The sequence below is a fragment of the Rhodoferax saidenbachensis genome, assembly GCF_001955715.1.
Lineage (GTDB): Bacteria > Pseudomonadota > Gammaproteobacteria > Burkholderiales > Burkholderiaceae_C > Allorhodoferax > Allorhodoferax saidenbachensis.
Window position 1 is genome coordinate 1609928 of sequence record NZ_CP019239.1, and the last position, 25764, is coordinate 1635691.

Sequence of the window (25764 nt, forward strand, 5' to 3'; positions counted from 1 at the left end):
CCTGATTACTTTGGTGCCAGCCTGTACCGGTTGGTCAGAAAAATAATAGAACCATGCGGCTGAACGTGCCGCAGGCCGATCCGTTCATGGTACGAACAACGCTCTTTTTTGCAAGCGGATTTTCCCCGTTCAGAAACTGACATCTACCACCACGCTGTCTGCAAAGCTGCCTACCGGGGGTGTCGCCTGGTCCTGGTAGACCCTGGCGGTGTAGCCAATGGTTTGCAAGCTGACGCCATCCGCCATGGCCGGACCATTGGCCCGCGCCGAGCCTATGTTGCCCCAGACGGTGCTGTCTGTTTTGAAAATATCGTACTCAAGCCGGTTGGCGCCGGAGGCCATGCGGCGGCGGCCATTGGCAGGGTAGGCCCCGGTGCTCAGGCCCACGGTGTAGGTCATGCCCTTGCTGCACAGCAGGCTGATGCTTTGTGACACTGTGCCAAAGCCGCTGACAAGGGGGGCAGAGCCGAAGTTCACCGCAGGCGCGTTGATCGTGCAGTCGTTGGTGACGGTCAGGCTGATCGTCATGTTGCGTACGGTTGTGCCGTTGTTGGCCACACCCACGCAGATGCCCAGTGCGCCGAGCAGGCCTTCGCAGATGTTGTGGTACTCCCAGGTCACCTGGACTGTGTCGGTATAGGTTCCTGCCGGTACGTTGGCACCGGGTGTTGTCGCGATGTAGATCGGCAGCGTGTTGCCCACACCGGCGTTGAGAACCCCGAGCAGCGTAGTGCCCGACAGGTTGATCACAATCGCCCCGCCGACGTAGGGCGTGCTGACGCCAGCGTTGCTGTAGATCTGGTACCCGATGGTATTGGCACCGTTTTTGAGCGTCAAACCGGAAACCGAGGGTTGCAGCGTGGCTTTGAGCGTGGGTGTGCCCAGTACCGACAGCACGGTGGAACCGCAGTTGAACGCGAAAGTGCCAGAGCCGGTGATGGTAGGGCCGCCAGAAACGCGTTGTGAGGATGCCGGCGTGAGAGTGCCACCGGTTTCAGATGCAGTGCAGGCGTTGGCGGCTTGTGTGCTGGCTGCCGCAAGCACCAGCCCCAGTAGCAGAGGCCAGCATTGCCGCCGGACGATCTGTAAAAATTGAAAGTCTTTCATGGCGTGTCTCCTGCTGCCACGGGAAGGGGGTCAAGAATGTCCTGGAATACGTCTGCACGGCTTACAAAGTCTGATTCGGTGTCTGACCACTCCAGGCCGGCAAACGATGCTTGGGGGCGGCATACCAGGGGTCCGAGTCGCAGTACCGTGGGCGCACTGGCCGGCACCAAAAAACGCACACGGCATGTCGGCAGATTGGCGCCGCGGACTACCAGTTCGTTTTCCAGACCCAGGCCCTCCAGATAGACCTGTCCGTCCCAGCCCAGCACGGCGGTCTGTCCGCTGCCTACATGCTGGACCTGCATGCCCATTGGCAGTGGTTGTCCCCGTTCGTCCACCAGGGTCAGGCTGGCGGCCACAATTTGAGAAATCTCAAATCGGAGTACGGCACCACTGCCCGAACGCAACACGATGCGCTGCTCGGTCTGTGGCACCCGCATGAAGTCAGGCAGTTCCAGCGTGTCAATCTCGAAGCGCGAGGGGTAGTAGGCGTTGACGCCGGTGACCAGCAGGTGTCCGTCTTCGTCGGTCTGGCCTACCAACTGGTTTTCAAAGCGCACGGGCACCCCCGGCACTCCCGATGTGGAAACCAGGGCAAATGCGTCATTGATGCGGTTGGAAGGGAATATGCCCCCATCCATGACAACCAAGGAGCCGGTAGCACCGGCCCAACTTGCGCTCTGGCGTCCCTGTGCGTAGACACCCGCCTGAATCTGGGTTGAGGCAGCGCGCCAGGTTGCGCTGGCCTGGCGGTATTCGTCTTGACCACCGGTGGATGCATGCGACAGATTCCAGCCCAGGCCACCGGAGGGCGGCGGGCTGCGGCTGTATTGGACCTGGCTGCCTTCAGCCTGGCGGTTGCGCGTGCCGGTGACGCTGACACTGCCCAGGCTGTCCAGCAGCAAGGTCCATTGCAGTTGCAGGTTGTATTCATGGGTGAGCAGCGCATGGCTCAGGTTGACCGAAAAGAAGTTGCTGCTGTTGACGGCCTTGGTGAAATTCAGTGTGGCTATTTGGGTATGTTGCCCGTCTGCAGCCTCAAGATCAAAGTAGGCTAGCGAGATGGAGCCGACGGGGCCCAATGAACCACTGAGATTGAGCTGGGTAGTGCCCAGGCTCAACGCTGCAGCACCCGAGCCCATGGCACCCAGGCTGGCAAAGCCCGAGTTGCGTTGTGTATGTTGTGCGCCGAAACCAAAACGCTGGGCATTGTATTGGTAGCCGTAACTCCACTGTTGCCCCTGTTCATCGCTGTGGTGGCTGTCTGTGAGCGACACATTAACAACGCCAAAACGGCCCAGCGCCGCAACACTACCTATGCCGACTGCTGCCAGTCCATCTGTCAACTCCGCACGGCCTTCCAGTGTCCATGCGTCCCCCATGCCACGTCGGTAAGACCCGGAGGTGGCCATCTGCCCATAGGAAAAATTCTTGATGCCGTAGTCTTGGCGCAAGGCCCCCAGCGCGAGCGAGTAGTCAGTGGTGTCGGTCTTTAGCAAGGTGTTGGACACGTAAAACGGAACTGTCGTGAGCACCTGGCGCCCCAGGGCATCGGTGGTTACCACGGACGCCTCGCCCGCTCCATTGATGAAGGGCATGGTGTTCAGGGTGAACGGACCCGGTTGCACTACCTCGCTGCTCGCTTTGTAGCCATTGATGAACAGGTCCACGGCGGAAGGTACGGTAGCCTGACCGGAAAAGCGGGGCAACGGGTAGGGGACCAGATCAGGGCGCACAGCAAAATTGCGGGCAATCTGGATGCCGCCCATCCGCACCGCATTGCCCCACGGAAGGGTGCCGGTAATCAAATCACCGACCGTCAGGGTGCGTACGGTGGCGGGATCGGAGTAGGTCCAACGCGTGTCGTAACGCAGGTAGTCGCTGTAGCCCCCGTCCAGTGCGGTTCGGTAGACGCCCGTGTTGGACGCCACCCCCCAGCTGCCAAAGAGACGTTGCTCGCTCCATATGGAGGCATAAGCCCCGGGGCGCGCGAGATCGCTTGCATAGAGGTCATAGTTGAGCAGGAAGCCTTGACCGCCGGTTGCGGAACCGGGGAATTGGGCCGGCTCGGCGCCCAGTTGTTGTTCCGGCAGCCAGTCGGGGGGCAGCATCAGTTCCAGTCGCTGGGCCGTACTGTCATATTCCACGGTCACGCCTGCGATCTGGTCCACTGCGACCATGCCGTCAGGTGTTGGAGGCGTCCGCACGTGCAACTCTTGGAGTACATCGGCTTCGACGTAAAAGTGTCCACCGCGCACTTGTACCGGTACGACCTGGCCACTGGCCTGTCCGTTAATCACCAGTTCAAGATAGAGGGTCATGGTGGCGGGGGCTTGGGCAGGTGCATTGGGCAAGCCGGTCGCAGACAGGGCGGTTTCTGCTCCCATGAGCAGCCCCATGCAAAACAATGGACTGCACCATGTTTGGCCCTTCATTGCGTGGCAAGTTCTACAGGCTTATCGCTGGCATTGACACGGACTTGAGGGACAAAACCCATGGGAGGCGGTCGTTCCAGCCGCCATCGCATCTGTGTGTTGGCCAGCACGTACCCCAGCAAGCCGGGGTTGATGGGCTGGGTTTCGTTCCCCCGTACCCATTGCACGGCAGTCAGGCGGGCATGGGCGTTGCCAGTGTTGCGTATCACCAGATAGTTGTCTGGCCCCTCTCGCAGGGTGCGCCAGCTCAGCACGGGCTGCGCTGCCGTGGCCGGCTCCCTCTTACGGTCCGCGCGGGGTTTCATCCAATGCCCTTTGCCGCTGACGAACAGGGGGACTGAATAGCGGATCTGCAGTTTGATGCCCATGGAGTTGCCTGCGGCAGCGCCATTGGATTCGTCCTGGCCCGCTGCTGCGGCGGCGGAGGGAAGTTCGTCCACGAGTATGCGATAGGCCAGCTCCTTGGCATCGGGGATAGCGGAGGCTTTCATCAGGCGCACCAGTTGTCGCTGGCCTGGCTGGATCACGGCAGATGGCGGGCTGGGAATGATGCCATCTTGGTTGTCATAACTTTCTTCGCCATTGGCCTGTGTCCAGGCGAGCACGCGTATTTGCAGCGATACGGTTTGTGCCCCCCGGTTCTCCAGCCACATGGCAGCAGCCCGCTGGTCTTCTTCGATCACCGGATCCAGTGGCCAGATCATCACAGACGTTTGTGCCCGCACCGCTGAAGCGCAGGTGCCGGCGAGTACCAGAGCGCAAAGCCACGTGTGTATGTGTTGTGAGCGGATATGCATGCCGGGTACTCCTTGAATCAGCTACTTACCAACTGAACAGAACCTGCACGGTGTCGCTGTATTGGCCTGCAGGCAGACCGGACCCAGGCGGACTGGCGATTCCCCATACGGGTAGTGTCATGACTCCGTTGGTGGTGTTGATCGTGACACCGACGCCTGGCGCGATGGCAGAGTTGCCGCTGGCAGATGCCTGTAGCGAGTAAGGGATGTAGTAGTTAGGAGCCATCTTCATACGGCGCTGTGTACCGGAGGCGTTCTGCCCACCGTCCAGCGTCATCGTGACCGCAACACCCGAGGTGCATTGCATTTGCGCCATGCTGCCCCCGCTCAGGCCCATGCTGGTGTTGATGTTGGTGTTCGTTACTGCGGAGTGGGTGCCGAAATCCAACATGCCAAAACCGACGCCTGTGGTTTGGGAAGGGTTGCCGACAACCATGCAACCCGCCACCACCGTTGCGTTGACCGCAAAGGTGGCCGTGGTAGGCACTGGTGTGGCCGCGTGTGCACAGCCAAACCACAGTCCCATGGTAGTCGTCGCTACCTGCAGGTACATGGATACTTTCCCCCCTTGCTGTCTCTTCGATTTCATTGTGAATCGCGTATCAAAAATTTGCAAGTCCGGGCCGGAGGGGGAAACCCGGGGGCAGGTCTTACCAACTCAGTGTGACTTGCAGAACATCGGTATAGGTGCCCGATGGCATGGCGTTGACACTGGTCTTGTTGATACGGCCGAAGATGGGCAATGGGAAGGGAGCACCGGTACCAGGCAGCACTACACCAACGGAGGACGCTGCGGTGGGGTAGGGCGTGGTCAGGGCAGAGTCGCTGTAGACGTCATACGGCAGGTAAGTGGACGTGCCCAGCTTCATGGCACGTGCGCCGGTGCCCACTGCGGCGCCCTGCCCGACGTTGTTACCTCCGCTGACGCTCACGTTCAGTGCAGTGATGTCCGTAGAGCAGGTGATCTGTGTTGCACCTGCGCCGCCTGCACCACCGTTGGCGGCTGCAGTCAACACACCGGTGAAGGTGCTGGGGTGGCTGCCAAAGTCCAGCGTGCCGAAGTTCACACCGGAGCTACCCGCACCTGGCGCACCGGAAATGATGCAACCGGCTTGCAGCACCATTTGGGCGTTCAACTGTCCGGTCATGGTGCCGGCTGCGGATGCACTCAGTGCAGTCAGGCCAAGGCCGATGCTGGTGGTGAGAGCCAGAACAATGTTGCGAGTCTTTGTCATGATCATTCCTTCGGTGTGCGGTGTTGGGTGAAGCGGGTTCGTGTTTCGCTGTTGACGGAATGAATTCTGAAACTGAACGTCCAAAAGATCGTGACAGGACTGTGAACTCCAGCCCATTTACGCGTCACACTTTGATCACACTGTGCAAGCCCATTAGGGGCGTGCCCAACCCTTGAGTCGCGATTCGGAGGGGTGGGTTGTGAGCGGTGGAGGAAGCCGGGCTTATGCTGACCGCTACGCGGATCGAGTCAATCCGCGCGCCACCAAGTCAGTGTCGGGTTTCGTTTTTCGCGGTTTCCAGCCAACGCAGCAGCGTGGTGTACAGGTCCTGCGGAATGACGGGTTTGCTGACAAAGTCATTCATGCCGGCGGCGAGGCACGCACGCTTGTCTTCTTCAAATGCGTTGGCTGTCATGGCCAGAATGGGCAGAGATGGTGAGGTGGGTAACTGGCGTATGGCGCGGGTCGCCTGTAACCCGTCCATGACGGGCATTTGGACGTCCATCAGAATGAGGTCGTAGGCATGGGCCTGCACCATCTCCAGCGCCACCAGGCCATTTTCGGCAGTGTCGACCGCCAACCCCAAGCGACGTAGCAGTTCGGTCGCAACCTCACGGTTCACCGGGTTGTCTTCAACCAGCAGCAGGCGTGCACCTTCGTGGCGTTGCCTCAATTCTGTTGCGGAATCGGTCCACTTTTTGAGAGGGTCTTTCGTCGCCGGGCCATGGCCGGGTTGCAGACACGCGGTGAACCAGAAGGTGCTTCCGTGGCCTTCCTGGCTTTCGCAACCTGCATCGCCGCCCATGAGCTGGGCCAGGTGTCTGGTGATGGACAAGCCCAAACCCGTCCCCCCAAAGTTGCGACTGGTGGTGACATCTGCCTGGGCAAAAGCATTGAAGAGGGAAGGCAAATCTTTTGGGGCAATACCGATTCCCGTGTCCTGCACTTCGAAGCGAATCATGATGCCTCGCGGGCTTTCCTGTTCCACTCTGCAGCGCAACCACACGGTTCCCTGTGACGTGAACTTGACTGCATTGGCAGCGAAATTCAGCAGGGACTGGCGCAACCGTGTGGGGTCTCCGCATAGCCAGAGAGGCAGATCATCCCCTTCGACTTCTATCGTCAGTCCTTTGGCATGTGCCTGGTTCATGATCATGGAGCGCACATTGTCAAGAACACTGCCCAATGCAAAGTCCGTCCGCTCAAGCTCAAGCTTCCCGGCTTCTATCTTGGACAGATCCAGAATATTGTTGATGATGGACAGCAGGTGGCGCGCTGCATTGTCTATTTTTTCCAGACGACCGGCCTGCTCCGGCGTGGGAGTGTCATTGCGCAACAGCCATGTCAGTCCGATGATGGCGTTCATCGGTGTGCGGATCTCATGGCTCATGTTGGCAAGAAACGCACTTTTTGCCTGATTCGCCGTATCGGCTTCAGCCCGCGCTTCCTGCAATTCGTTTGTACTCTGGGTAATCAGTTCCTGCAGGTGGTAGCGGTGCTTTTCCAGCTCCTGGTTAAGCAGCTTCTTCTCAGTGACGTCCTGCTTCACCGCCACAAAATGGGTAATGCGGTTGTCTTCCTGACGTAAGGGGCTGATGACTGCAAACTCGGTGTAGGCGCTGCCGTCCTTTCGACGGCTGTTGAGCTCTCCTTTCCAGACTTCTCCGCGCATCAGCATCGCCCGCAGTCCGCTGCCCGCACCCGAAGGCAAGGAGCTGGCCAGTGCGGGAATGGCACTGTGTCCCAACAATTCTTCGCGGGTGTATCCGCTGGTACTCAGGTAGGCGGCATTCACATACTCCAGGGTGCCATCCAAGGTGCTGATGGCGATACTCTCGGCGCTTTGCTCGACGGCCATTGAAAGCTCACGCAGTGAGGCGTTGGCCGATTCCGCACGGGCGCGGGCGGCCACAGCTTCATTCATCAACAACAGGGTTTTTTCATGTGCCTGGCGCTGCTTCTCGAGCGCCGCCGCCTGACTGGCCTGCAGGGCCAGTTCGGTTGATTTGCGTTCGGTAACGTCCATGCTGAAAACGGCAATGCCCTCTGTCACGGGTACCACATTGATGTGAAACCAGCCCACGGTGCCATCGGGGAAGTCGAACTGGTTTTCGCCGAACTGTGCGGTCCGCTCCTCCATGCAGCGCTTCAGCATGGCGAACGTGGCACTGTGCTCAATGCCGGGGTAGGCCTGCATCATCGTGCGCCCAATCAGACCTTCCACAGTCTGGTGACCCTGGCGTGCACTCGCAGCGTTGAGGTATCGGTAGCGCCACTGAAAGTCGATGATCTGGCAGCCTTCCAGCATGTTGTCCAGCGTGTGCTGGTAAAGCGCCGCACTGTCCCGCAATGCCGCTTCGGCGAGGGCCCGCTTGTGTGCGGTCTGGTCCAGCAGTTCACGCACGGCAGAAATTTCTTGGATATCGAGTATTTGCGCATCCTGTGCTGATGGAAGGGCCAGCGAGGCGACCGATTCGCCCAGACGGCGACTGGCAAGAAGCCCGCCGATCACCCCCACCAAGGTTGCTCCAGCGATGGCAATGGCCAGACGAATTCCTGCTTCCAGCATGGGGGCACGAAAAATATGGGGTGGCACCTCCAACACCACCGTCCAGGCCGACATGCTGCTGGCAGCCACGAAACGTTGGTCCTGGATATCAGCATTGGCCATACGGGCGCGTTGCGGGCCACGGCGTGCAATCTCCTCGCCCTTGCTGTCCACTATGGAAAGTGTCCAGCCATCGGGCAGCGGTTGCACGGCAAGGCGACTATCGAACTGCCGTGTTTCAAATGTGCTGATCAGCAATCCTTGGGGGTTGCCATCGCGCATGATCGGCATGGCGACGGCAATCAGGGGCTCGCGTGCGATGGTACCCATGAAGGCGTCTCCTACCGCGGGTTTTCCTGTTTTCAGTGCGAGAGGTACAGCCGCACGACCTTTGGGTTGGGGTAGCTTGGGCAGTGACGCCCCGAACGGCTCTCGCGTGTTGAAGAGCATTTGCGTATCAAGACTGGCCAGCACCACGTGCCCACCAAAGCTCTTGCGAAACGCCTGCGCCTGATGGTAGAGCCCCGATAGGCGTGAAGGTTCGCCTACTGGCGTGGTGTCGGCCAGCATTTGCAGTGCGTTGATGCGGGCGCGAAGGTAACTGTCGACGACATCGCGCATATTGGTCGTCAGCCGGATCGCGTCTTCGTTGCGGGCCTTATTGACGTCGTTGACGTCATCGATCGCCAGAAAAGCAGCAACCAACACCATGGGCGTCACGCATAGCCATATCACCTGCGCCAGGAAAGTGTGCAGGGAGCGCCCTTTGGCCTGATGCGATTGCGCTTTTGACGGAATCATGATTCAAGCAGTCATCACGATTGCGTCACTGCAACGTGTGGTCTTCCGCCGTGCAGGACGGGATACGCCTCGCAAGCTGAAATGCTGCTTGAGAAAGACTGCGCAACGTGATTCTCCATTCGCTCATGTTCCGCCATCCGCGCACATGCGCCATGGAGACAGTTTGAAATGGTCAAAGTTTAGGCACCGTGCTAGTGCAAGTCCATCCCCCATATGGGTGAATTTCAAGGCGATAAACGTTTGGACGAAAAAAAGCCCGCATAAGCGGGCTTTTTTCATGACGCAGGCGATGCCTGCCGATTACTTCTGGCTCAGAACCCAGGCCACGAGTTTTTTGGACTCGGCTTCGCTCACTTGGGGGTTCGCTGGCATAGGGACGGCACCCCAAGCACCGCTACCGCCCTTGATGACCTTGGCGGCTAGCCTGTCGGCGGCAGTCTTATCGGTCTTGTACTTGGCGGCGACGTCCTTGAAAGCGGGGCCGACCAATTTCTTGTCCACTGCATGGCAGGCCATGCAGTTCTTGGATGTGGCCAAAGCCAGATCGGCAAATGCCGGCGCAGACGACAGAATTGCGGTGACGCTGAGGGCTGCGGTGATCAGAATGCGTTTCATGGTTTGCCTTTGGAGGTTGGGTTACAGTTGCTCAACGCTATTGTAATAAGGGCGGTTGACAGGCGTTGCCCCTTTGGTAACGGTAGAGTCGGCGGAGACGTTTATGTATTTTTTGGGTTTGGGTTTGATTCTTCTGGTCATGAAATACCTGGAGATGGGCCCGGTGGCTGCCTGGTCCTGGCCGATCGTGCTGGCCCCCTTTGGTCTGGCAGTCGCCTGGTGGGCGTGGGCAGATGCTTCAGGCTATACCAAGAAAAAAGCCATGCAAAAAGATGAAGCGCGCCGCCAGGCACGCATCGACCGCAACCGTGCGGCGGTCGGCACGCTGAACTCCAAAAAACGCCGCTAGGGCAGTGGCGTTTCTACACATATTGCTTTAGTAGTTGTCCAGCACGGCGCCCTTGCTGGCGCTGGATGCATTGAACGCAAACTTGGCTTGCACACCGCGGTTGTAGCGCGGCTTGGGTGCTGTCCACGCCGCACGGCGCTTGGCAATCTCGGCCTCGGGCACATTCAGTTCCAGAATCAGCTGGCGTGAATCGATGGTGATGGAGTCACCTTCCTGCACCAGCGCGATCACGCCACCGGCGGCGGCCTCGGGCGCCACGTGGCCCACCACCATGCCCCAGGTGCCGCCAGAGAAACGGCCATCGGTGATCAGGCCCACGCTTTCGCCCAGACCCTGACCGATCAACGCGCCTGTGGGCGCCAACATTTCCGGCATGCCGGGGCCCCCCTTGGGGCCCAGGTAGCGCAGCACCATCACATCGCCGGGAACAATCTTGTTGTCCAGGATGGCCTTGAGTGCGGACTGCTCGTCTTCAAACACACGGGCCGGGCCGGTCATCACCGGGTTTTTCAGGCCAGTGATCTTGGCGACCGCGCCTTCAGGGCTCAGGTTGCCCTTCAGGATGGCCAAGTGGCCTTGCTTGTACATAGGGTTGTCGATCGGGCGGATCACATCCTGATCGGCACGTGGCACATCGGGAATGTCCTTCAGCACTTCGGCGACGGTCTGGCCAGTGATGGTGATGCAGTCGCCATGCAAAAGACCTGCCGCCAACAACGTCTTCATCACTTGCGGAATACCGCCTGCGCGGTGCAGGTCCACGGCCAGGTATTTGCCGGAGGGTTTCAGATCGCACAACACGGGGGTCTTCACACGCACGCGCTCAAAGTCATCAATGGTCCACTCCACGCCCGCTGCGTGGGCAATCGCCAGGAAGTGCAGCACGGCATTGGTGGAGCCACCGGTGGCCATGATCACGGCCACGGCGTTTTCGATGGATTTCTTGGTCACGATGTCGCGCGGCTTCAGGTCCTTCTTGATCGCTTCCACCAACACCTTGGCGGACTCTTTGGCCGAGTTCATTTTCTCGTCGTGCGGGTTGGCCATGGTGCTGGAGTAAATCAGCGAAATGCCCAGCGCTTCAAACGCCGAAGACATGGTGTTGGCCGTGTACATGCCGCCGCAGGAGCCGGTGCCAGGAATGGCACGGCGCTCGATCTGCAACAGGTCTTCGTCGCTCATGCGGCCCGCGGCGTTTTCGCCCACGGCTTCAAATACGCTCACGATGTTCAGGTCTTTTCCCTTGTAGGTGCCCGGCAGGATCGTGCCGCCGTAGACATAGATGGCGGGCACATTGGCACGCAGCATGCCCATCAGGCCACCGGGCATATTCTTGTCGCAGCCCCCGACCACGACTACGCCGTCCATCCACTGGCCCTGCACGCAGGTCTCAATACAGTCGCTGATGACTTCGCGCGATACCAGCGAATACTTCATGCCTTCGGTGCCCATGGCCATGCCGTCGGAGATCGTGGGCGTGCCGAACACCTGCGCGTTGCCGCCGGCTTCTTCAATGCCGGCAATTGCTGCGTCGGCCAGTTTTTGCAAGCCGCTGTTGCAGGGCGTGATGGTGCTGTGCCCGTTGGCGACGCCGACCATGGGCTTCTTGAAGTCGCCTTCTTCGTAGCCCATCGCGTAATACATGGAGCGATTCGGCGCGCGGCTCTTGCCTTCGGTGATGTTCTTGCTGCGGGGGTTCAGGACGATGGGTTTGGTGGTCATGGTTGTCTCTCGCTGGGTGGTGCCAAGGGTGGCGTATTCAAAAAGCTGGCCGCAGTATGCCTGCTGTCGGTGATTGGTTCCAATCCATTTTTTAAGGTGTATTAATATGTTTTGCATATGAGTAAGCCCATCCCGCAACTGCCCTGGATAGAGCTGCGCCTGTGGCGCCAGTTCGTCACCGTGGCCGAAGAACTTCATTTTGGCCGCGCGGCCCTGCGCCTGCACATGACGCAGCCGCCGCTGACCCAGGCCATTGCCCAGCTGGAGCGCAGCCTGGGGTTGCCGCTGTTCGCGCGCACCAAGCGCAGCGTGCAGCTCACGCCGCAGGGTCTGGCGCTGCTGCCGCAAGCGCAGGAGCTGTTGCAGCGCGCCCAGGGTCTGGTGGTGCAGGCACGCGCGCTGGCGGTGGGCGAGTCGGGGCGGTTGCGGTTGGCCTTTGTGTCCACCGTCGGCTTCTCGCTGCTGCCGCAGTGGGTGATGGCGTTCCGCCAGGAGTTTCCGGGCGTACAGCTCGATCTGGTGGAAGCCACGGGCGATGTGCAGCTGCAGCTGCTCAAGTCGGATGAGGTGGACGCCGGTTTTGTGTTGCACGCCAGTGGTTTTGCCACCGAAGGCCTGCAGCGCCTGACCGTGGCGCAGGAGCCTTTGGTGCTGGCGCTGCCCGAATCGCACCCCTTGGCCAAACGCAAGACGCTGCGCCTGCAGGATGTCTGGGCGCAGCCGCTGGTGACCTTTCCGCGGCGCATCGTGCCCTCGCTGTTTGACGCCATCTTTGGGATGTACCACGACGCGGGCAAGCTGCCGGTGGTGGCGCAGGAGGCGATACAGATGCAGACCATTGTGAATTTGGTGTCGGCCGGGCTGGGCGTGGCCTGGGTGCCGGCCAGCGTGCAGCAGTTTCAGCGGCCTGGCGTGGTCTACCGCAGCGTAGTGGGAGCCGTGCCGGGCTGCGAGACCAGCCTGGTGTGGCAACGCAGCAGTCCGGCCCTGGAGCGTTTCATGGCCTTTCACGACATTGCCCATGCCGCCAACGGGCACAATGCGGGCCATGCTGATCCATCCCCAAATTGACCCCATCGCCCTGCAAGTGGGCCCCCTGGCCGTGCACTGGTATGGCCTGACCTACCTCGCAGCCTTTGCGCTGTTCATGTTTCTGGGCTACCGCCGGTTGCGCCATGCGCCGTTCAATGCACTGACCGGCCCGCAGGCCTGGGCCTTCAAGGATGTCGAAGACATCTTGTTTCTCGGCGTCATGGGCGTGGTGTTGGGCGGGCGTATTGGTTATTGCCTGTTTTACAAGCCCGGTTATTACGCAACCCACCCGCTGGAGGTGTTTTATGTCTGGCAGGGCGGCATGAGTTTTCATGGCGGCATGCTGGGTGTGATTGCCTCCATGGCCTGGTTTGCGCGCTCGCGCGGTCGGTCGTTCTGGCAGGTCGCCGACTTTGTGGCGCCGTGTGTGCCTACCGGTTTGGCCGCTGGGCGCGTCGGCAACTTCATCAATGGCGAGCTCTGGGGCCGTCTGGCCGATCCCGCGTTGCCTTGGGGCATGGTGTTTCGTGACGGCGGCCCGCTGCCGCGCCATCCTTCGCAGATTTACCAGTTTCTGATGGAGGGACTGCTGCTGTTTGTGCTGCTGTGGTGGTACGCCAGCAAGCCACGCAAGCAGGGGCAGGTGGCTGCGGCCTTCCTGTTTGGCTATGGCGTGTTCCGTTTCATTGCCGAATTCTTCCGCGAACCCGATGCCCACCTGCTGTGGCTGCAGCAGCAGTCCGGCATGAGCATGGGCCAGTGGCTCTGCCTGCCCATGATTGTGGGTGGCGCCGTGTTGTGGCGCTGGGCCAGCACCCGTACCGCGTAATCCTGAATCTGATAGGGCCTGTTCGCACTCGGAAAATTAGTGTGAACAGGCCCTAGGGTAAACACCGGCCTGCCAAGGCTTGACCGGTGTGCGACATTGACTTGTAATTATCCGTAATTACAGAAAATTACGTGATGCGCCTGATCCACAACTCCCTGCACGACGAAGTCGCCGACGGCCTGCGTGCGCGGATTTTTGATGGTGTGTTGGCGCCAGGCAGTTTTATTGACGAGGCGGCGTTGTGTGCCGATCTGGCCATCTCGCGCACACCGCTGCGCGAGGCGCTGAAGGTGCTGGCGGCCGAAGGCCTGGTGCGCCACGAGCCGCGGCGCGGCAGCTTTGTGAGCCAGGTGACCGAGCAGGACCTGGACGAGATATTCCCGGTCATTGCGCTGCTCGAAGGCCGCTGCGCGCTGGAGGCCACGCGCAACGCGACAGACGCCGACATTGCCGCGCTGGAGACCCTGCACGCCAGCTTGCAGCAACACGCCGCAGCCAAACGCATTACCGACTACTACGCGGTCAACTTCACGATCCACGAGGCCATCATCACCCTGGCCAACAACCGCTGGCTGGCGCAAAGCATTGCCGACCTGCGCAAGATCCTGAAGCTGGCGCGCCTGCAGCAGTTGCACGCGCCGGGCCGGCTGGAGCAAAGCCTGAGCGAACACCTGGCCGTGTTTGCTGCCATCAAGGCACGCGATGGCGAGGCCGCCGACGCCGCCATGCGCACCCATTTGCTGCGCCAGCGCGAGGCCTTGCGCGAGCTGGCCCGTACCCAGAAAAGCAGGTTGCTCGCATGAACCAAGATTCGTGGATCAACCGCAATGTGGCACGGCTCATGCCCGGGAATTCCAAGCCGAAAGAGGCTGTAGCCAGCGTGGAGTCTGCGCAAGCAGCTCCTAAAAAAGTAGCAAATGGAGCTGCCGGTGCGGTGGCCGACAAAGCCCCCGGGGGGCAGCGCAGCACCCGCACACGCTTGCAGGCCACGCTGCGCCACGCCGGTGAGGCCTTGTCCCCGCGCATGCTGCGCCGCACGCTGAATGAGCTGCAGGCCGTGATCGACGACCGCGTGAGCGAGGTCGAAGGCGGGCGCCGCGCGGCGGCGCTGATGGACTGGTACGCCGGGGCCACACCGGAGCGCCGCCAGGATATGTGGCTGTTGATGAGCGAAATGTTCGTGGCCGATGCGCAGAAGGTGAAGGCCGCACAGGCACAGTTTGCCGCCGCGCTGGGCACGCCCGACGAGGCCGCCGCCGAGGTGCACTACCGGCGCGCCACGGTGTCGCCGCGTCGGCGTGTGCTGCAGCGCTTCAGTGCGGACGCCGCAGGCATCCGTTTTCTGGTGAATCTGCGTGCCGAGATGCAGCCTGCACTCAAAGGCGACAAACGCCTGCAGGCGCTGGACGTGGAGATGGAGTACATGTTCTCCACCTGGTTTGATGTGGGCTTTCTGGAACTGCGCCGCATCAGTTGGGACTCGCCGGCTTCGCTGGTGGAAAAGCTGATCCGTTACGAGGCCGTGCACGACATCAAGAGCTGGGCCGACGTGAAGAACCGGCTCGACTCGGACCGCCGTTGTTACGGTTTTTTCCATCCGCACCTGCCGGACGAGCCGCTGATCTTTGTGGAGGTGGCACTGATGGATGCGCTGGCCGACAGCATCACGCCGCTGCTGGACGAATCGGCCGACGCGTCGGACCTGAAAGCGGCCACCACCGCCATTTTTTACTCCATCAGCAACACACAGGATGGCCTGCGTGGTGTGAGTTTTGGCGACTCGCTGATCAAGCGTGTGGTGGAAACGCTCAAGGCTGAATTTCCCAAACTCAAGATTTTTGCCACGTTGTCACCGATCCCCGGTTTCAGGTCCTGGTTGGGCAAAAACGTAACGGGTTTGCTGGAGCGGTTGGATGCCAAGAGCCGCGAGGAGCTGGGTCGGGCGGTGGGTTTTGAGCCGGTCACAGCCGCGCATTTTCTGGCCGCAGCCGAGTCGCCACTGGTGCTGAAAGCGGCATCGCCTGTGCGGCAGATGCTGCTGCGCAGTGCCGCGCAGTACCTGGGGCAGGAGACGGTGCAAGGCCGGCCCCTCGATGCGGTGGCGCGTTTTCACCTGGGCAATGGCGCACGCGTGGAGCGGCTGAACTGGGCCAGTGATCCGTCGCCCAAAGGGCTCAAACAATCGTATGGGTTGATGGTCAATTACCTCTACGACCTCAAGCGCCTGGACAAACACCGCGAGGTGTTGTCCCAGGGCAAGATTCCGGTGGCACCGGCCATCCAGGAGCTGTTTTTCTAGTGTGTGGTTCAGCGTTTTATATATAACAAGCAGGAGACAAACATGACCCGATTCCCAAACTTTGGCGGCACCAGCCGTCGCAGCCTTTTGGCCACCGGTGCCGCCGCGGCCACTGCCTGGGCGCTTTCGCCCCTGGCCGCACTGGCCCAGGGCCGCTGGCCGGCCAAGCCGGTCACGCTGGTGGTGCCGTTCCCGGCTGGCGGTGGCACCGACGCGTTTGCACGTCCCATGTCGGCCCAGTTCGCCAAACTCACCGGTACCCAACTGGTGATCGACAACCGCGGCGGTGCCGGCGGCACGCTGGGCGCCAGCATTGCAGCCAGGGCCCAGCCCGATGGTTACACGCTGTTCATGGGCGCGGTGCACCATGCGATTGCCCCCAGCATGTACCCCAAGCTGGACTACGATATCCAGAAAGACTTCATCCCGCTGGCACTGGTGGCCAACGTGCCCCAGGTGCTGGTGGTCAACCCGAAAAACGTGCCCGGTGACTTCAAGGCCTTCCTGGCCCAGGTCAAGGCCAACCCCGGCAAGATGAACTACGGCTCGGCGGGCGGTGGTACATCGCATCACCTGGCGGGCGAGTTGTTCAAGCAGCAGACCAACACCTTCATCACCCACATTCCCTACCGGGGTGCCGGTCCTGCGCTGCAGGACCTGATGGCGGGCAGCGTAGACATGATGTTTGATGGTCTGGGTTCTTCGGCGGCCCATATCAAGGGCGGGCGCATCAAGGCGTTGATGGTGTCGGGCAGCAAGCGCAATCCGGCGTTTCCGGATGTGCCTTGCGCGGCGGAGCTCGGCCTGCCCGACTACACGGTGACCACCTGGTACGGCCTGTGGGCACCCAAGGGCACACCGGCGGATGTGCAGGCGCGTATCGTCGAAGAAATCAACCGGCTCGCGGCGGCTGACGAGATCAAGGCCAGTTGGGCCAGCAACGGTGCCGAGTTTGGCAAACTCACGCCTGTACAGTTTGGCGCCTTTGTGGATGCTGAGGTCAAGCGCTGGTCTGCGGTGGTGAAAGCCTCCGGCGCCAAGCTGGATTAAATAGACGGGCCCTAGTGGAGGTTGGATGGAGATTCAAGGCAGCGTGCAGGTGCGCCGTGACAGGCAGGTGGTCTGGGTCACGCTGGACCATGACCGCAAGTACAACGCCATGTCGCGCGCGATGTGGCGGTCACTCAAAACCGTGTTTGAGGAGATCCAGCAGGACGCTCAGGTGCGCTGCGTGGTGGTGCGTGGCGCACGCGGGCACTTTTGCGCGGGGGGCGATATTGCCGAGTACCCATCGTTCCGCTTCGATGCGGCCGAGCTGGAAACATTCCACGAGGAAGAAGTGTGGGGCGGCCTGCAGGCCATGCTGGACTGTGACGTGCCCATCGTCGCCCAGATCGAAGGTTTCTGCATGGGCGCGGGGGTGGAGATAGCGAGCTGCTGCGATATCCGCATTGCCAGCAGCGCGGCCCGGTTTGGCGCACCCATTGCACGCCTGGGTTTCCCTATGGCGCCCAAAGAGGCGGCCCTGGTGGCGCAGGCGGTCGGTGCCAGCACGGCCCGGGCCATGCTGCTGGCGGCTGAGATCTTTGACGCAGACTACATGCAGCGGCGCAATTTTCTGATGCAGATATTCAGCGAAGAGGAAATTGCCACCCAGGCGCTGCAGCTCACCATCCGTATGGCGGCGCTGGCGCCCCAGGCTGCACGTTTGAATAAACAGACATTTAGAGCATTAAATCGGCCTCCAGCCCTTATGGATACTGCGCAAGCAGCTATTGAATCAGGAGCAAATCCGTACGCCTACGCCAACAGCGCCGAGCACCGCGAGGGGGTCATGGCCTTCACGGAAAAGCGCAAACCCCAGTTCTAGACCCTAACCGCCGTGCGCCGCCGACCCTGTTCGTTCGCCCAGAGCCTGTCGCAGGGAAGGGCTTCGACAGGCTCAGCCCGAACGGTGTAATTTTTTGGAAACACTTGCATGCCTGCTTCTGACAACGCCAATCTTTTCGCCGCCCTGCGCGCCGCCTTTCCCAGCGACCTTGCTGCCTGTGCGGTGGAGACCGATAGCGGCTTGCAATACACATGGGGCGACCTGGAGCACGCCACCGCCATGGTGGCCAACCTGCTCGAATCTCTGGATTTACCCGAAGGTGCGCGCATCGCCGTGCAGGTGGAAAAATCGGTGGAGGCACTGGTGCTGTACCTGGCCACGCTGCGCGCCGGGCTGGTGTACCTGCCGCTGAACACCGCCTACCAAAGCGCCGAGATGGCGTACTTCATCGAAGACGCGCAGCCCGCCGTGGTGGTGTGCAGTGGGCGCAACTTTGGCTGGGTCAGCAAGATGGCCTTCTTGGCCGGCACCGCCTATGTGTTCACCCTGAACGACGACCGCACCGGCTCGCTGCTGGAGCGCGCAGCGCAATTCCCCAGGACACACACCATTGCCCAGCGCCAGAGCGATGATCTGGCCGCCATCATCTACACCAGCGGCACCACCGGGCGCAGCAAGGGTGCGATGCTGTCACACGGAAACCTGCTGTCCAACGCGCGGGTACTGCAAACCTACTGGGACTGGAAGCCCGGCGATGTGCTGATCCATGCGCTGCCCATCTTCCACGTGCACGGCCTGTTTGTCGCCATCCATGGCGCGTTGATCAATGGCAGCAAGATGGTGTGGTGCGCCAAGTTCGACCCCAAGGTGGTCCTGCAGCATTTCCCGCGTGCCACCGTGTTCATGGGCGTGCCCACGCTGTACGTCCGTCTGCTGGCCGAGCCCGGATTGAATGCCCAGGCCGTCCAGAACATGCGTCTGTTTGTTTCCGGGTCGGCGCCCATGCTGGTGGATACGCACCACCAATGGCAGCAGCGCACCGGCCATACGATTCTGGAGCGTTACGGCATGTCCGAGACGGTGATGCTGACCTCCAACCCCGGCCGTGCGTCGGACGGCGAACGCGTGGTGGGAACAGTGGGACAGCCGTTGCCTGGCGTGTTACTGCGGGTGCGTGATGAGGCGGGTAAAGACTTGCCCGTGGGTGAAACCGGCGGCATCGAGGTGCGCGGACCCAATGTGTTCCAGGGTTACTGGCAAATGCCTGAGAAAACCGCGCAGGAGTTCACCGTTGACGGTTTTTTCAAGACCGGTGATGTGGGGCACGTGGATGCACAGGGTTACGTCACCATCGTGGGCCGCAGCAAGGACCTGATCATCAGCGGGGGATACAACGTCTATCCCGCAGAGATCGAGGGCTATATCAACAACCTGCCTGGCGTGGCCGAGAGCGCCGTGGTGGCGGTGCCGGATGCCGATTTTGGCGAGGTGGGCGTCGCTGTCATCGTGCCACTGGCAGGCGCAAGGGTAGACCCCGTGCAGGTGATCGCCACGCTGAAGGCCACGCTGGCCAACTTCAAGGTGCCCAAGCGCTGCGAAGTGGTTGCCGAGCTACCGCGCAATGCCATGGGCAAGGTACAAAAGAACCTGCTGCGGGCCCAGTACCAAACCGGCACCTGAGCCGCAGGACACGCCCGGTAGGGCTACTTCAGTATCAGTACCGGAACGGTGGCGTGCGTCAACACGTGCTGGGTTTCACTGCCCAGCAGCAGGCGCTTGATGCCCTTGCGGCCATGGGAGGCCATCACGATCAAATCACAGCGGTGTTTTTTGGCGGCCGCAATGATGGCGTCAGACACCAGGTCTGATTTCACGGTCACGGCTTTGGTTTTCACACCCTTGGCCAGCGCCGCCTTTTGTACGGCATCCACCACGGCCTGACCGTCTTCGGCCCATTGGCGTTCGATCTTCTGGATGTAGGCAGGGTCCATCGCCACGCCGCCTTCGAAATAACTCTGCGGGTAACGGGGTACCACCTTGACGGCCACCAGATCGGCGCCGCTGAGCGCTGCCAGTTCTATGGCGCTGCGAACCGCCGTCTGGGAGAGTTTGGACCCATCGGTGGCGACCAGGATGCGTTTGTACATGGAAGACTCCTTGCTGGTTGAGAGTCCACAGCGTACCCCTTATGTGTCTTTGGGCCTTGATCTGTATCAAGGGATGCAGCACACTTGTCCTGCACACTGTCACACCATGCCCAGCGCCAGCATCCTGCCCCCCCTTGTCACGCCTGTGAGCGGCCTTGCCACGGGTGTCGGGCTGTTGCATAGCGACGCCCACTTGGGGCTGCTCGATGACCCGCAGGAGTGGGGCGCGTTCAGCCGCGCCAGCGCCCATGATCCATCGCAGTGGGAGTCCAGTGTGGTGATCGAGGGCATGCACTGCGCGGCCTGCTCGTTAACAGTGGAAGATGCATTGCGCCGGGTACCCGGTGTTATCAGCGCCCAGGTGAGTGCCGCGAGCCACAGGGCACAGGTGGTGTGGTCGGCCACGCAGGTTCAGCCGTCGCGCTGGATGCAGGCAGTGCAGGGCGCAGGCTACCGCGCGATTCCTGCCAACGACATGTTTGCCAGCGAACGCCGCAAGCAGGAAACCCGCAAGGCGCTTTGGCGCTGGCTGGTGGCCGGGCTGTGCATGATGCAGGTGATGATGTATGCCTACCCGGCCTACATCGCCCAGCCGGGTGACCTGACCGGCGAGATGGAACAACTGCTGCGCTGGGCCTCCTGGGTGCTCACGCTGCCGGTCATGCTGTTTTCCTGCGGCCCCTTCTTTCGCAACGCCCTGCGCGATCTGCTGCAGGCGCGCATCAGCATGGATTTGCCGGTCACGCTGGGCATCCTGATCACCTTTGTGGCCAGTACCGCAGGCACGTTTGAACCCCAGGGCATCTGGGGGCGCGAAGTGTATTTCGACTCGCTCACCATGTTCGTCTTTTTCCTGCTGACCGGGCGCTGGCTGGAGCTGCGGCTGCGTGACCGCACAGCGGGTGCGCTGGAAGCGCTGATGAACCGCCTGCCCGACAGCGTGGAGCGCTTGGGCAGCGATGGCCAGTTTGCGCGTGTGGCGGCGAGGCGCTTGGCCGTGGGCGATCTCATGCGCGTGCACCCCGGCGAGACCTTTGCTGCCGATGGGGTGGTGGAGCAGGGGACGACCCAGGTGGATGAGGCTCTGCTCACGGGCGAATCGCGGCCCGTAGAGCGTGGCCCGGGCGAGACCGTGGTGGCTGGTAGCCACAACCTCAGTACCAGCGTGCAGGTGCGTGTGCACCAGGTGGGCAGTGACACTCGGTTTTCCCAGATGGTTGCGCTCATGGAAAGTGCCTCCGCCAGCAAGCCGCAGATGGCCCTGTTGGCAGACCGCCTGGCCAAGCCGTTTTTGATGGCGGTGCTGCTCGCCGCAGCGGCCGCCTGCGCCTGGTGGTGGCCGCACGACCCGGCGCATGCCCTGATGGTGGCCGTGGCGGTGCTGGTGGTGACCTGCCCCTGCGCACTTTCATTGGCGACGCCGGCGGCCATGCTGGCCGCTGCGGGCGCATTGGCGCGGGGTGGCGTGCTGGTGCGCAATCTGCAGGCGCTGGAATCGCTGGCGGTGGTGGATACCGTGGTTTTTGACAAAACCGGTACCCTGACCCAGGATGCGCTGGTACTTGACCGCGTGGAGGTGCGCGCTGGCACCACGGCTGCGCAGGCCTTGTCCATGGCGGCGGCATTGGCGCAGCACTCGCTGCACCCGGTGTCGCGCTCCTTGTGGCGCGCCGCCCAGATGCCCGGTGCAGCTCCTCAGGCTTCATGGGTCTGTGAAGCGGTGACAGAAGTGGCCGGGCAGGGCGTTTCAGGCACCGCGCAGGCCAGCAATGTCCCGGGAACACAAGCGCAAAAAGCTTTGCGACTGGGCTCGGCGGCCTGGTGTGGTGTGCAAGTGCCGCCCCTGGATGCGGTGGGCGTACACCTTAGCGATGCGCATGGCTGGCTGGCCAGCTTCACCTTTCAGGAGGCGCTGCGCCCGCAGGCGATGGCATTGGTCGGTGCCTTGCAATTGCAAGGGGTGGACGTGCACCTGTTTTCGGGGGACCGTGCCGCATCGGTAGTGCGTATCGCTCGGCAGGCAGGCATTGCCCAGGCCCATGCCTTTGGGGACTGCTCCGCTGCGGACAAACTCGCCCGTGTGCGCGCGCTGCAAAAGCAGGGCCGCACGGTGGCCATGGTGGGGGACGGGCTCAACGACGGCCCGGTCATGGCGGGTGCCCATGTGTCTTTTGCGCTGGGGCAGGGTGTGCCACTGGCGCAGGCCCGGGCGGACTATGTGGTGCAGGGCGACCGTCTGGAGGCCGTGGCACAGGCGCTGCAACTGTCCCGCCGCACGCTGCGGGTGGTGCGGCAAAACCTCTGGTGGGCCCTGTTGTACAACGCCGCCTGTGTACCGCTGGCGGTTGCTGGCTGGCTGCCGGCATGGCTGGCGGGCTTGGGCATGGCCACCAGTTCCCTGGTGGTGGTGCTCAATGCACTGCGGCTGGCCCGCGGCATGCCGCCGTTGGCCCCGGTGGCGGAGGCGACGGCTGCGGCCTGAAAGACATTGCCATGGACATCTTGTATTTGCTCATTCCCCTGTCGGTTGTGCTGGTGTTTTTCATCCTGGGGGGGCTCTGGTGGGCCATAGACCGCGGGCAGTTTGAAGACATTGAGGCTGAGGGCGAGCGCATTTTGCGCGACCCCTGAATAGGGTGTGGCCCCCGCGCTCCACCGCTGCGCGGGTCGCTGCCCCCCGAGGAGGTGCGTTTCTGCTTGGGGCGGCCCGGCGTTGAAACCAGTTTTTTTTACCCGCGTTTGACATGGGTCAAGCAGGCACAGCGCAATGCGCGGGAAACTTCATGCAGTTATCCAAAGAAGAGGACCCTATGGCATTTCCAAACCAGCAGGCAACGACCTACAACGACACCGTTGTGCGCCAGTTCGCCATCATGACCGTGGTATGGGGCGTAGTGGGCATGTTGGTGGGGGTGATCATCGCTGCCCAGCTCGCATGGCCGGAGCTCAATTTCGGCATTCCCTGGCTCAGTTACGGCCGACTGCGCCCCCTGCACACCAATGCAGTGATCTTCGCGTTCGGTGGTTGCGGCCTGTTTGCGGCGGCCTATTACGTGGTGCAGCGCACCTGCCAGGTCCGCCTGTTTGGTGACAAGCTGGCGTCCTTCACGTTTTGGGGTTGGCAACTGGTGATTCTGGCGGCAGCCATTTCCTTGCCGCTGGGTTACACCTCTGGCAAGGAATACGCAGAACTCGAATGGCCCATCGATATCCTGATCACGCTGGTATGGGTGTCTTTTGCCATCGTATTTTTTGGCACGGTGGGTACCCGCAAGGTGAAGCACATCTATGTGGCCAACTGGTTCTTTGGGGCCTTCATTCTGGCCGTGGCCATCCTGCACCTGGTCAACAGCGCCGCCATTCCCGTGGGCTGGATGAAATCCTACTCGGCGTATGCGGGCGTGCAGGATGCCATGGTGCAGTGGTGGTACGGCCACAATGCGGTGGGCTTCTTCCTGACCGCTGGCTTCCTGGGCATGATGTATTACTTCATCCCCAAGCAGGCCGGTCGCCCGGTCTACAGCTACCGCCTGTCCATCGTCCACTTCTGGGCGCTGATCTTCACCTACATGTGGGCAGGCCCCCACCACCTGCACTACACCGCATTGCCAGACTGGACACAGTCCGTGGGCATGGTGTTCTCCCTCATCCTGCTGGCCCCCAGTTGGGGCGGCATGATCAACGGCATCATGACCCTGAGCGGCGCCTGGCACAAGCTGCGTGACGACCCCATCCTGCGTTTCCTGATCGTGTCGCTGTCCTTCTACGGCATGAGCACGTTTGAAGGTCCCATGATGTCCATCAAGACTGTAAATGCGCTCTCCCATTACACCGACTGGACCATTGGCCATGTGCACTCTGGTGCCCTGGGCTGGGTGGGTTTGGTGACCATGGGCTCCATGTATTACCTGATTCCACGCCTGTTTGGCCAGAAGCAGATGTACAGCGTCAAGGCCATTGAGGTGCATTTCTGGACGGCCACCATCGGTATCGTGATCTATATCGCTGCTATGTGGATTGCCGGTGTGATGCAGGGCCTGATGTGGCGCGCCATCAACCCCGATGGCACGCTGACCTACACCTTTGTCGAATCGGTGAAAGCGACCTACCCCTTCTATGTGCTGCGCCTGCTGGGTGGCCTGCTCTACCTGGGCGGCATGCTGATCATGTTGTGGAACACCCTGAAAACGGCTACAGCCGGGCGTGCCAGTACCGTGACCATTCCTGCCACTGCGGCGCACGCCTGAGGAGAACCAAAAATGGCCAATGAATCCAAAAACTCCGGTTTGTCGCACGAGAAGATCGAGACCAACAACTTTCTGATGATTGTGCTGATCCTGCTGGTCTTGCTGGTGGGCGGCATGGTGGAAATTGTTCCGCTGTTCTTCCAGAAGTCCACCACTGAGCCGATCAAGGGCATCCAGCCTTACACCGCATTGCAATTGGCTGGGCGCGACGTCTATGTGCGCGAAGGTTGCTACAACTGCCATTCGCAGATGATCCGACCCTTCCGCGCCGAAACACTGCGGTATGGTCATTACTCGGTGGCGGGTGAGTCGGTGTATGACCACCCCTTCCAGTGGGGCAGCAAACGCACCGGACCTGACTTGGCCCGTGTGGGTAGCAAGTACAGCGACGAATGGCACCGCATTCACTTGAACAACCCGCGTGATGTGGTCCCCGAGTCCAACATGCCGGCCTACCCCTGGCTTGAAAAGACACCGGTGGATGCTGCAGCCTTGCCCGCCCATATGCGTGGACTGCGCACCGTGGGTGTGCCGTACACCGACGAGCAGATCGCCAAATCCGTGGAAGACGTCAAGGGCAAAACCGAGCTGGAGGCCACCATCGCCTACCTGCAGGTTCTGGGCCTGGCGCTCAAATAACCCCCCAAGGAGTGCACAACATGGACATCAATACCCTTCGCTCCCTGGCCACCGTGGTCAGCTTCGTCACCTTCATCGGCATCGTCTGGTGGGCTTGGTCCAAGCGCCGTGCCGATGATTTTTCGGAAGCTGCACAACTGCCCTTCGAGCAGGACTGAACCCCGAACAAGGAATTCCCATGAGCGACTTCACCAGCAATTTCTGGCCCGTATTTATTTCGGTCATCACCCTGGTCGGCATCCTGGCCTGCCTGCTGCTGCTCTGGTTCAGTGGCAAGGCCCGGGCCATGACAGCGCATGACAACACCACCGGCCACGTCTGGGATGGTGACCTGCGTGAGATGAACAACCCCTTGCCGCGCTGGTGGGTGTGGCTGTTTGTCATCACGGTGGTATTTGCGCTGGTGTACCTGGCGCTTTACCCGGGTCTGGGCAATTTTGCAGGCCAGTTGAAATGGTCGCAGGAAGACCAGTACAGCCGCGAAATTGCCAAAGGCAACGCGGAAGTGGCACCTCTGTATGCCAAGTTCACGGCCATGTCGGTGGAAGATACGTCCAAAGATCCGCAGGCCCAAGCCATTGGTGAGCGCCTGTTCATGAACAACTGCGCGCAGTGCCACGGCTCGGACGCCCGCGGGAGCAAGGGTTTCCCCAACCTGGCGGACGCTGACTGGTTGCACGGCGGAACGCCTGACAAGATTGTCGAGTCCATCACCAAGGGCCGCATCGGCCAGATGCCTCCCATGGCGGCAGCAGTCGGCACGGCCGACGATGTGAAAAACGTCGCCAACTATGTGCTCAGCCTCTCGGGCAGTCCGCATGATTCGGTGCGCGCAGCGCTGGGCAAATCCAAGTTTGCGGCCTGTGCGGCCTGCCACGGCATGGATGGCAAGGGCAACACGGCCCTGGGTGCGCCCAACCTGGCAGACGACATCTGGCTGCATGGTTATGGTGAAAACGCCATCATTGCCATGGTCACCAATGGCAAAGTCAACCAGATGCCTGCGCAGGGCGAGAAGCTGACCGAACCCCAGATCCACGTGCTGGCCTCTTATGTGTGGGGTTTGTCCAACCGCTCGCAGGCCAAGTAGGAACCTATACACCGAGACCTTGCTTTGGTATCCCACGACGC

23 protein-coding genes are annotated in these 25764 nt (G+C 61.3%); 14 read left to right on the top strand and 9 right to left on the bottom strand.

What is annotated here, in order from left to right; translation table 11 throughout:
• Positions 1 to 129 precede the first annotated feature (129 nt).
• The 7 genes from RS694_RS07710 to RS694_RS07740 form a co-directional block, all read right to left on the bottom strand.
• Complete coding sequence (locus tag RS694_RS07710; protein WP_051391659.1) at positions 130 to 1107, bottom strand: Csu type fimbrial protein; 978 nt, start codon at positions 1105 to 1107, stop codon at positions 130 to 132.
• The gene (locus RS694_RS07715) at positions 1104 to 3428 is read right to left on the bottom strand and encodes a fimbria/pilus outer membrane usher protein (protein WP_161631550.1); all 2325 of its coding nucleotides are present in this window, start codon (positions 3426 to 3428) and stop codon (positions 1104 to 1106) included. The genes RS694_RS07710 and RS694_RS07715 overlap by 4 nt, the downstream gene beginning before the upstream one ends.
• Before the next feature lie 110 nt (positions 3429 to 3538).
• A complete protein-coding gene (locus RS694_RS07720; protein WP_051391657.1) occupies positions 3539 to 4246 on the bottom strand; it encodes a fimbrial biogenesis chaperone in 708 nt (235 codons plus the stop codon).
• A gap of 118 nt (positions 4247 to 4364) precedes the next feature.
• A complete protein-coding gene (locus RS694_RS07725; RefSeq protein WP_051391656.1) occupies positions 4365 to 4892 on the bottom strand; it encodes a Csu type fimbrial protein in 528 nt (175 codons plus the stop codon).
• Between the two features lie 97 nt (positions 4893 to 4989).
• Positions 4990 to 5574 (bottom strand): Csu type fimbrial protein, encoded by a 585-nt coding sequence (locus RS694_RS07730; protein ID WP_051391655.1) that lies wholly within the window; start codon positions 5572 to 5574, stop codon positions 4990 to 4992.
• 268 nt (positions 5575 to 5842) lie between these two features.
• Positions 5843 to 8923, bottom strand: coding sequence for a response regulator (locus RS694_RS20595; RefSeq protein ID WP_051391654.1), 3081 nt, complete (start codon positions 8921 to 8923; stop codon positions 5843 to 5845).
• A 300-nt stretch (positions 8924 to 9223) separates the two neighbouring features.
• Positions 9224 to 9538, bottom strand: a complete 315-nt coding sequence (locus tag RS694_RS07740) for a c-type cytochrome (RefSeq protein ID WP_029705772.1) — start codon at positions 9536 to 9538, stop codon at positions 9224 to 9226.
• A 103-nt stretch (positions 9539 to 9641) separates the two neighbouring features.
• Between RS694_RS07740 and RS694_RS07745 the strand changes: the two genes are divergently transcribed.
• On the top strand, positions 9642 to 9887 hold the full coding sequence (locus RS694_RS07745) for a TIGR04438 family Trp-rich protein (RefSeq protein WP_029705771.1): 246 nt from the start codon (positions 9642 to 9644) through the stop codon (positions 9885 to 9887).
• Between the two features lie 27 nt (positions 9888 to 9914).
• On the opposite strand, the gene ilvD is transcribed toward RS694_RS07745, so the two are convergent.
• Positions 9915 to 11609, bottom strand: coding sequence for a dihydroxy-acid dehydratase (ilvD, locus tag RS694_RS07750; protein ID WP_029705770.1), 1695 nt, complete (start codon positions 11607 to 11609; stop codon positions 9915 to 9917).
• Positions 11610 to 11726: 117 nt separating this feature from the next.
• On the opposite strand from ilvD, the gene RS694_RS07755 reads away from it, so the two are divergent.
• The 7 genes from RS694_RS07755 (at position 11727) to RS694_RS07785 (ending at position 19280) form a co-directional block, all read left to right on the top strand.
• Positions 11727 to 12680 carry a LysR family transcriptional regulator gene (locus RS694_RS07755; protein WP_051391653.1) on the top strand — a complete coding sequence of 318 codons (954 nt, stop codon included), beginning with the start codon at positions 11727 to 11729 and terminating at the stop codon, positions 12678 to 12680.
• Positions 12658 to 13470, top strand: a complete 813-nt coding sequence (lgt, locus tag RS694_RS07760; RefSeq protein WP_029705768.1) for a prolipoprotein diacylglyceryl transferase — start codon at positions 12658 to 12660, stop codon at positions 13468 to 13470. Before RS694_RS07755 ends, lgt begins: the two co-directional genes overlap by 23 nt.
• A gap of 134 nt (positions 13471 to 13604) precedes the next feature.
• Positions 13605 to 14273 (top strand): GntR family transcriptional regulator, encoded by a 669-nt coding sequence (locus RS694_RS07765; RefSeq protein WP_029705767.1) that lies wholly within the window; start codon positions 13605 to 13607, stop codon positions 14271 to 14273.
• A complete protein-coding gene (locus tag RS694_RS07770) occupies positions 14270 to 15769 on the top strand; it encodes a malonyl-CoA decarboxylase domain-containing protein (RefSeq protein WP_029705766.1) in 1500 nt (499 codons plus the stop codon). The genes RS694_RS07765 and RS694_RS07770 overlap by 4 nt, the downstream gene beginning before the upstream one ends.
• Positions 15770 to 15811: 42 nt before the next feature.
• Entirely contained in the window at positions 15812 to 16819 is a 1008-nt protein-coding gene (locus RS694_RS07775; RefSeq protein ID WP_029705765.1) for a Bug family tripartite tricarboxylate transporter substrate binding protein, read from the top strand.
• 25 nt (positions 16820 to 16844) lie between these two features.
• The gene (locus RS694_RS07780) at positions 16845 to 17639 is read left to right on the top strand and encodes an enoyl-CoA hydratase/isomerase family protein (protein ID WP_152528751.1); all 795 of its coding nucleotides are present in this window, start codon (positions 16845 to 16847) and stop codon (positions 17637 to 17639) included.
• Positions 17640 to 17747: 108 nt separating this feature from the next.
• Complete coding sequence (locus RS694_RS07785; RefSeq protein WP_029705763.1) at positions 17748 to 19280, top strand: malonate--CoA ligase; 1533 nt, start codon at positions 17748 to 17750, stop codon at positions 19278 to 19280.
• A gap of 23 nt (positions 19281 to 19303) precedes the next feature.
• Here RS694_RS07785 and RS694_RS07790 read toward each other — a convergent pair whose 3' ends face one another.
• Complete coding sequence (locus RS694_RS07790) at positions 19304 to 19747, bottom strand: universal stress protein (RefSeq protein ID WP_029705762.1); 444 nt, start codon at positions 19745 to 19747, stop codon at positions 19304 to 19306.
• A gap of 106 nt (positions 19748 to 19853) precedes the next feature.
• Between RS694_RS07790 and RS694_RS07795 the strand changes: the two genes are divergently transcribed.
• The 6 genes from RS694_RS07795 (at position 19854) to ccoP (ending at position 25723) form a co-directional block, all read left to right on the top strand.
• On the top strand, positions 19854 to 22229 hold the full coding sequence (locus RS694_RS07795) for a heavy metal translocating P-type ATPase (protein ID WP_051391652.1): 2376 nt from the start codon (positions 19854 to 19856) through the stop codon (positions 22227 to 22229).
• 11 nt (positions 22230 to 22240) lie between these two features.
• Complete coding sequence (gene ccoS / locus RS694_RS07800) at positions 22241 to 22378, top strand: cbb3-type cytochrome oxidase assembly protein CcoS (RefSeq protein WP_029705760.1); 138 nt, start codon at positions 22241 to 22243, stop codon at positions 22376 to 22378.
• A gap of 179 nt (positions 22379 to 22557) precedes the next feature.
• Positions 22558 to 23994: a cytochrome-c oxidase, cbb3-type subunit I gene (ccoN, locus tag RS694_RS07805; RefSeq protein ID WP_029705759.1), complete on the top strand. Its 1437-nt coding sequence runs from the start codon at positions 22558 to 22560 to the stop codon at positions 23992 to 23994.
• Between the two features lie 12 nt (positions 23995 to 24006).
• A complete protein-coding gene (gene ccoO, locus RS694_RS07810) occupies positions 24007 to 24633 on the top strand; it encodes a cytochrome-c oxidase, cbb3-type subunit II (RefSeq protein WP_029705758.1) in 627 nt (208 codons plus the stop codon).
• 20 nt (positions 24634 to 24653) lie between these two features.
• Positions 24654 to 24791, top strand: a complete 138-nt coding sequence (locus RS694_RS07815; protein WP_029705757.1) for a CcoQ/FixQ family Cbb3-type cytochrome c oxidase assembly chaperone — start codon at positions 24654 to 24656, stop codon at positions 24789 to 24791.
• A 20-nt stretch (positions 24792 to 24811) separates the two neighbouring features.
• On the top strand, positions 24812 to 25723 hold the full coding sequence (gene ccoP, locus RS694_RS07820; RefSeq protein WP_029705756.1) for a cytochrome-c oxidase, cbb3-type subunit III: 912 nt from the start codon (positions 24812 to 24814) through the stop codon (positions 25721 to 25723).
• Positions 25724 to 25764: the final 41 nt, after the last annotated feature.

Excerpts from the sequence above, each read along its gene's own strand:
- RS694_RS07710 (WP_051391659.1), bottom strand. The coding sequence starts at position 1,107 with ATGAAAGACTTTCAATTTTTACAGATCGTCCGGCGGCAATGCTGGCCT.
- RS694_RS07715 (WP_161631550.1), bottom strand. The coding sequence starts at position 3,428 with ATGACCCTCTATCTTGAACTGGTGATTAACGGACAGGCCAGTGGCCAG.
- RS694_RS07720 (WP_051391657.1), bottom strand. The coding sequence starts at position 4,246 with ATGATCTGGCCACTGGATCCGGTGATCGAAGAAGACCAGCGGGCTGCT.
- RS694_RS07725 (WP_051391656.1), bottom strand. The coding sequence starts at position 4,892 with ATGTACCTGCAGGTAGCGACGACTACCATGGGACTGTGGTTTGGCTGT.
- RS694_RS07730 (WP_051391655.1), bottom strand. The coding sequence starts at position 5,574 with ATGACAAAGACTCGCAACATTGTTCTGGCTCTCACCACCAGCATCGGC.
- RS694_RS20595 (WP_051391654.1), bottom strand. The coding sequence starts at position 8,923 with ATGATTCCGTCAAAAGCGCAATCGCATCAGGCCAAAGGGCGCTCCCTG.
- RS694_RS07740 (WP_029705772.1), bottom strand. The coding sequence starts at position 9,538 with ATGAAACGCATTCTGATCACCGCAGCCCTCAGCGTCACCGCAATTCTG.
- RS694_RS07745 (WP_029705771.1), top strand. The coding sequence starts at position 9,642 with ATGTATTTTTTGGGTTTGGGTTTGATTCTTCTGGTCATGAAATACCTG.
- ilvD (WP_029705770.1), bottom strand. The coding sequence starts at position 11,609 with ATGACCACCAAACCCATCGTCCTGAACCCCCGCAGCAAGAACATCACC.
- RS694_RS07755 (WP_051391653.1), top strand. The coding sequence starts at position 11,727 with ATGAGTAAGCCCATCCCGCAACTGCCCTGGATAGAGCTGCGCCTGTGG.
- lgt (WP_029705768.1), top strand. The coding sequence starts at position 12,658 with ATGCTGATCCATCCCCAAATTGACCCCATCGCCCTGCAAGTGGGCCCC.
- RS694_RS07765 (WP_029705767.1), top strand. The coding sequence starts at position 13,605 with ATGCGCCTGATCCACAACTCCCTGCACGACGAAGTCGCCGACGGCCTG.
- RS694_RS07770 (WP_029705766.1), top strand. The coding sequence starts at position 14,270 with ATGAACCAAGATTCGTGGATCAACCGCAATGTGGCACGGCTCATGCCC.
- RS694_RS07775 (WP_029705765.1), top strand. The coding sequence starts at position 15,812 with ATGACCCGATTCCCAAACTTTGGCGGCACCAGCCGTCGCAGCCTTTTG.
- RS694_RS07780 (WP_152528751.1), top strand. The coding sequence starts at position 16,845 with ATGGAGATTCAAGGCAGCGTGCAGGTGCGCCGTGACAGGCAGGTGGTC.
- RS694_RS07785 (WP_029705763.1), top strand. The coding sequence starts at position 17,748 with ATGCCTGCTTCTGACAACGCCAATCTTTTCGCCGCCCTGCGCGCCGCC.
- RS694_RS07790 (WP_029705762.1), bottom strand. The coding sequence starts at position 19,747 with ATGTACAAACGCATCCTGGTCGCCACCGATGGGTCCAAACTCTCCCAG.
- RS694_RS07795 (WP_051391652.1), top strand. The coding sequence starts at position 19,854 with ATGCCCAGCGCCAGCATCCTGCCCCCCCTTGTCACGCCTGTGAGCGGC.
- ccoS (WP_029705760.1), top strand. The coding sequence starts at position 22,241 with ATGGACATCTTGTATTTGCTCATTCCCCTGTCGGTTGTGCTGGTGTTT.
- ccoN (WP_029705759.1), top strand. The coding sequence starts at position 22,558 with ATGGCATTTCCAAACCAGCAGGCAACGACCTACAACGACACCGTTGTG.
- ccoO (WP_029705758.1), top strand. The coding sequence starts at position 24,007 with ATGGCCAATGAATCCAAAAACTCCGGTTTGTCGCACGAGAAGATCGAG.
- RS694_RS07815 (WP_029705757.1), top strand. The coding sequence starts at position 24,654 with ATGGACATCAATACCCTTCGCTCCCTGGCCACCGTGGTCAGCTTCGTC.
- ccoP (WP_029705756.1), top strand. The coding sequence starts at position 24,812 with ATGAGCGACTTCACCAGCAATTTCTGGCCCGTATTTATTTCGGTCATC.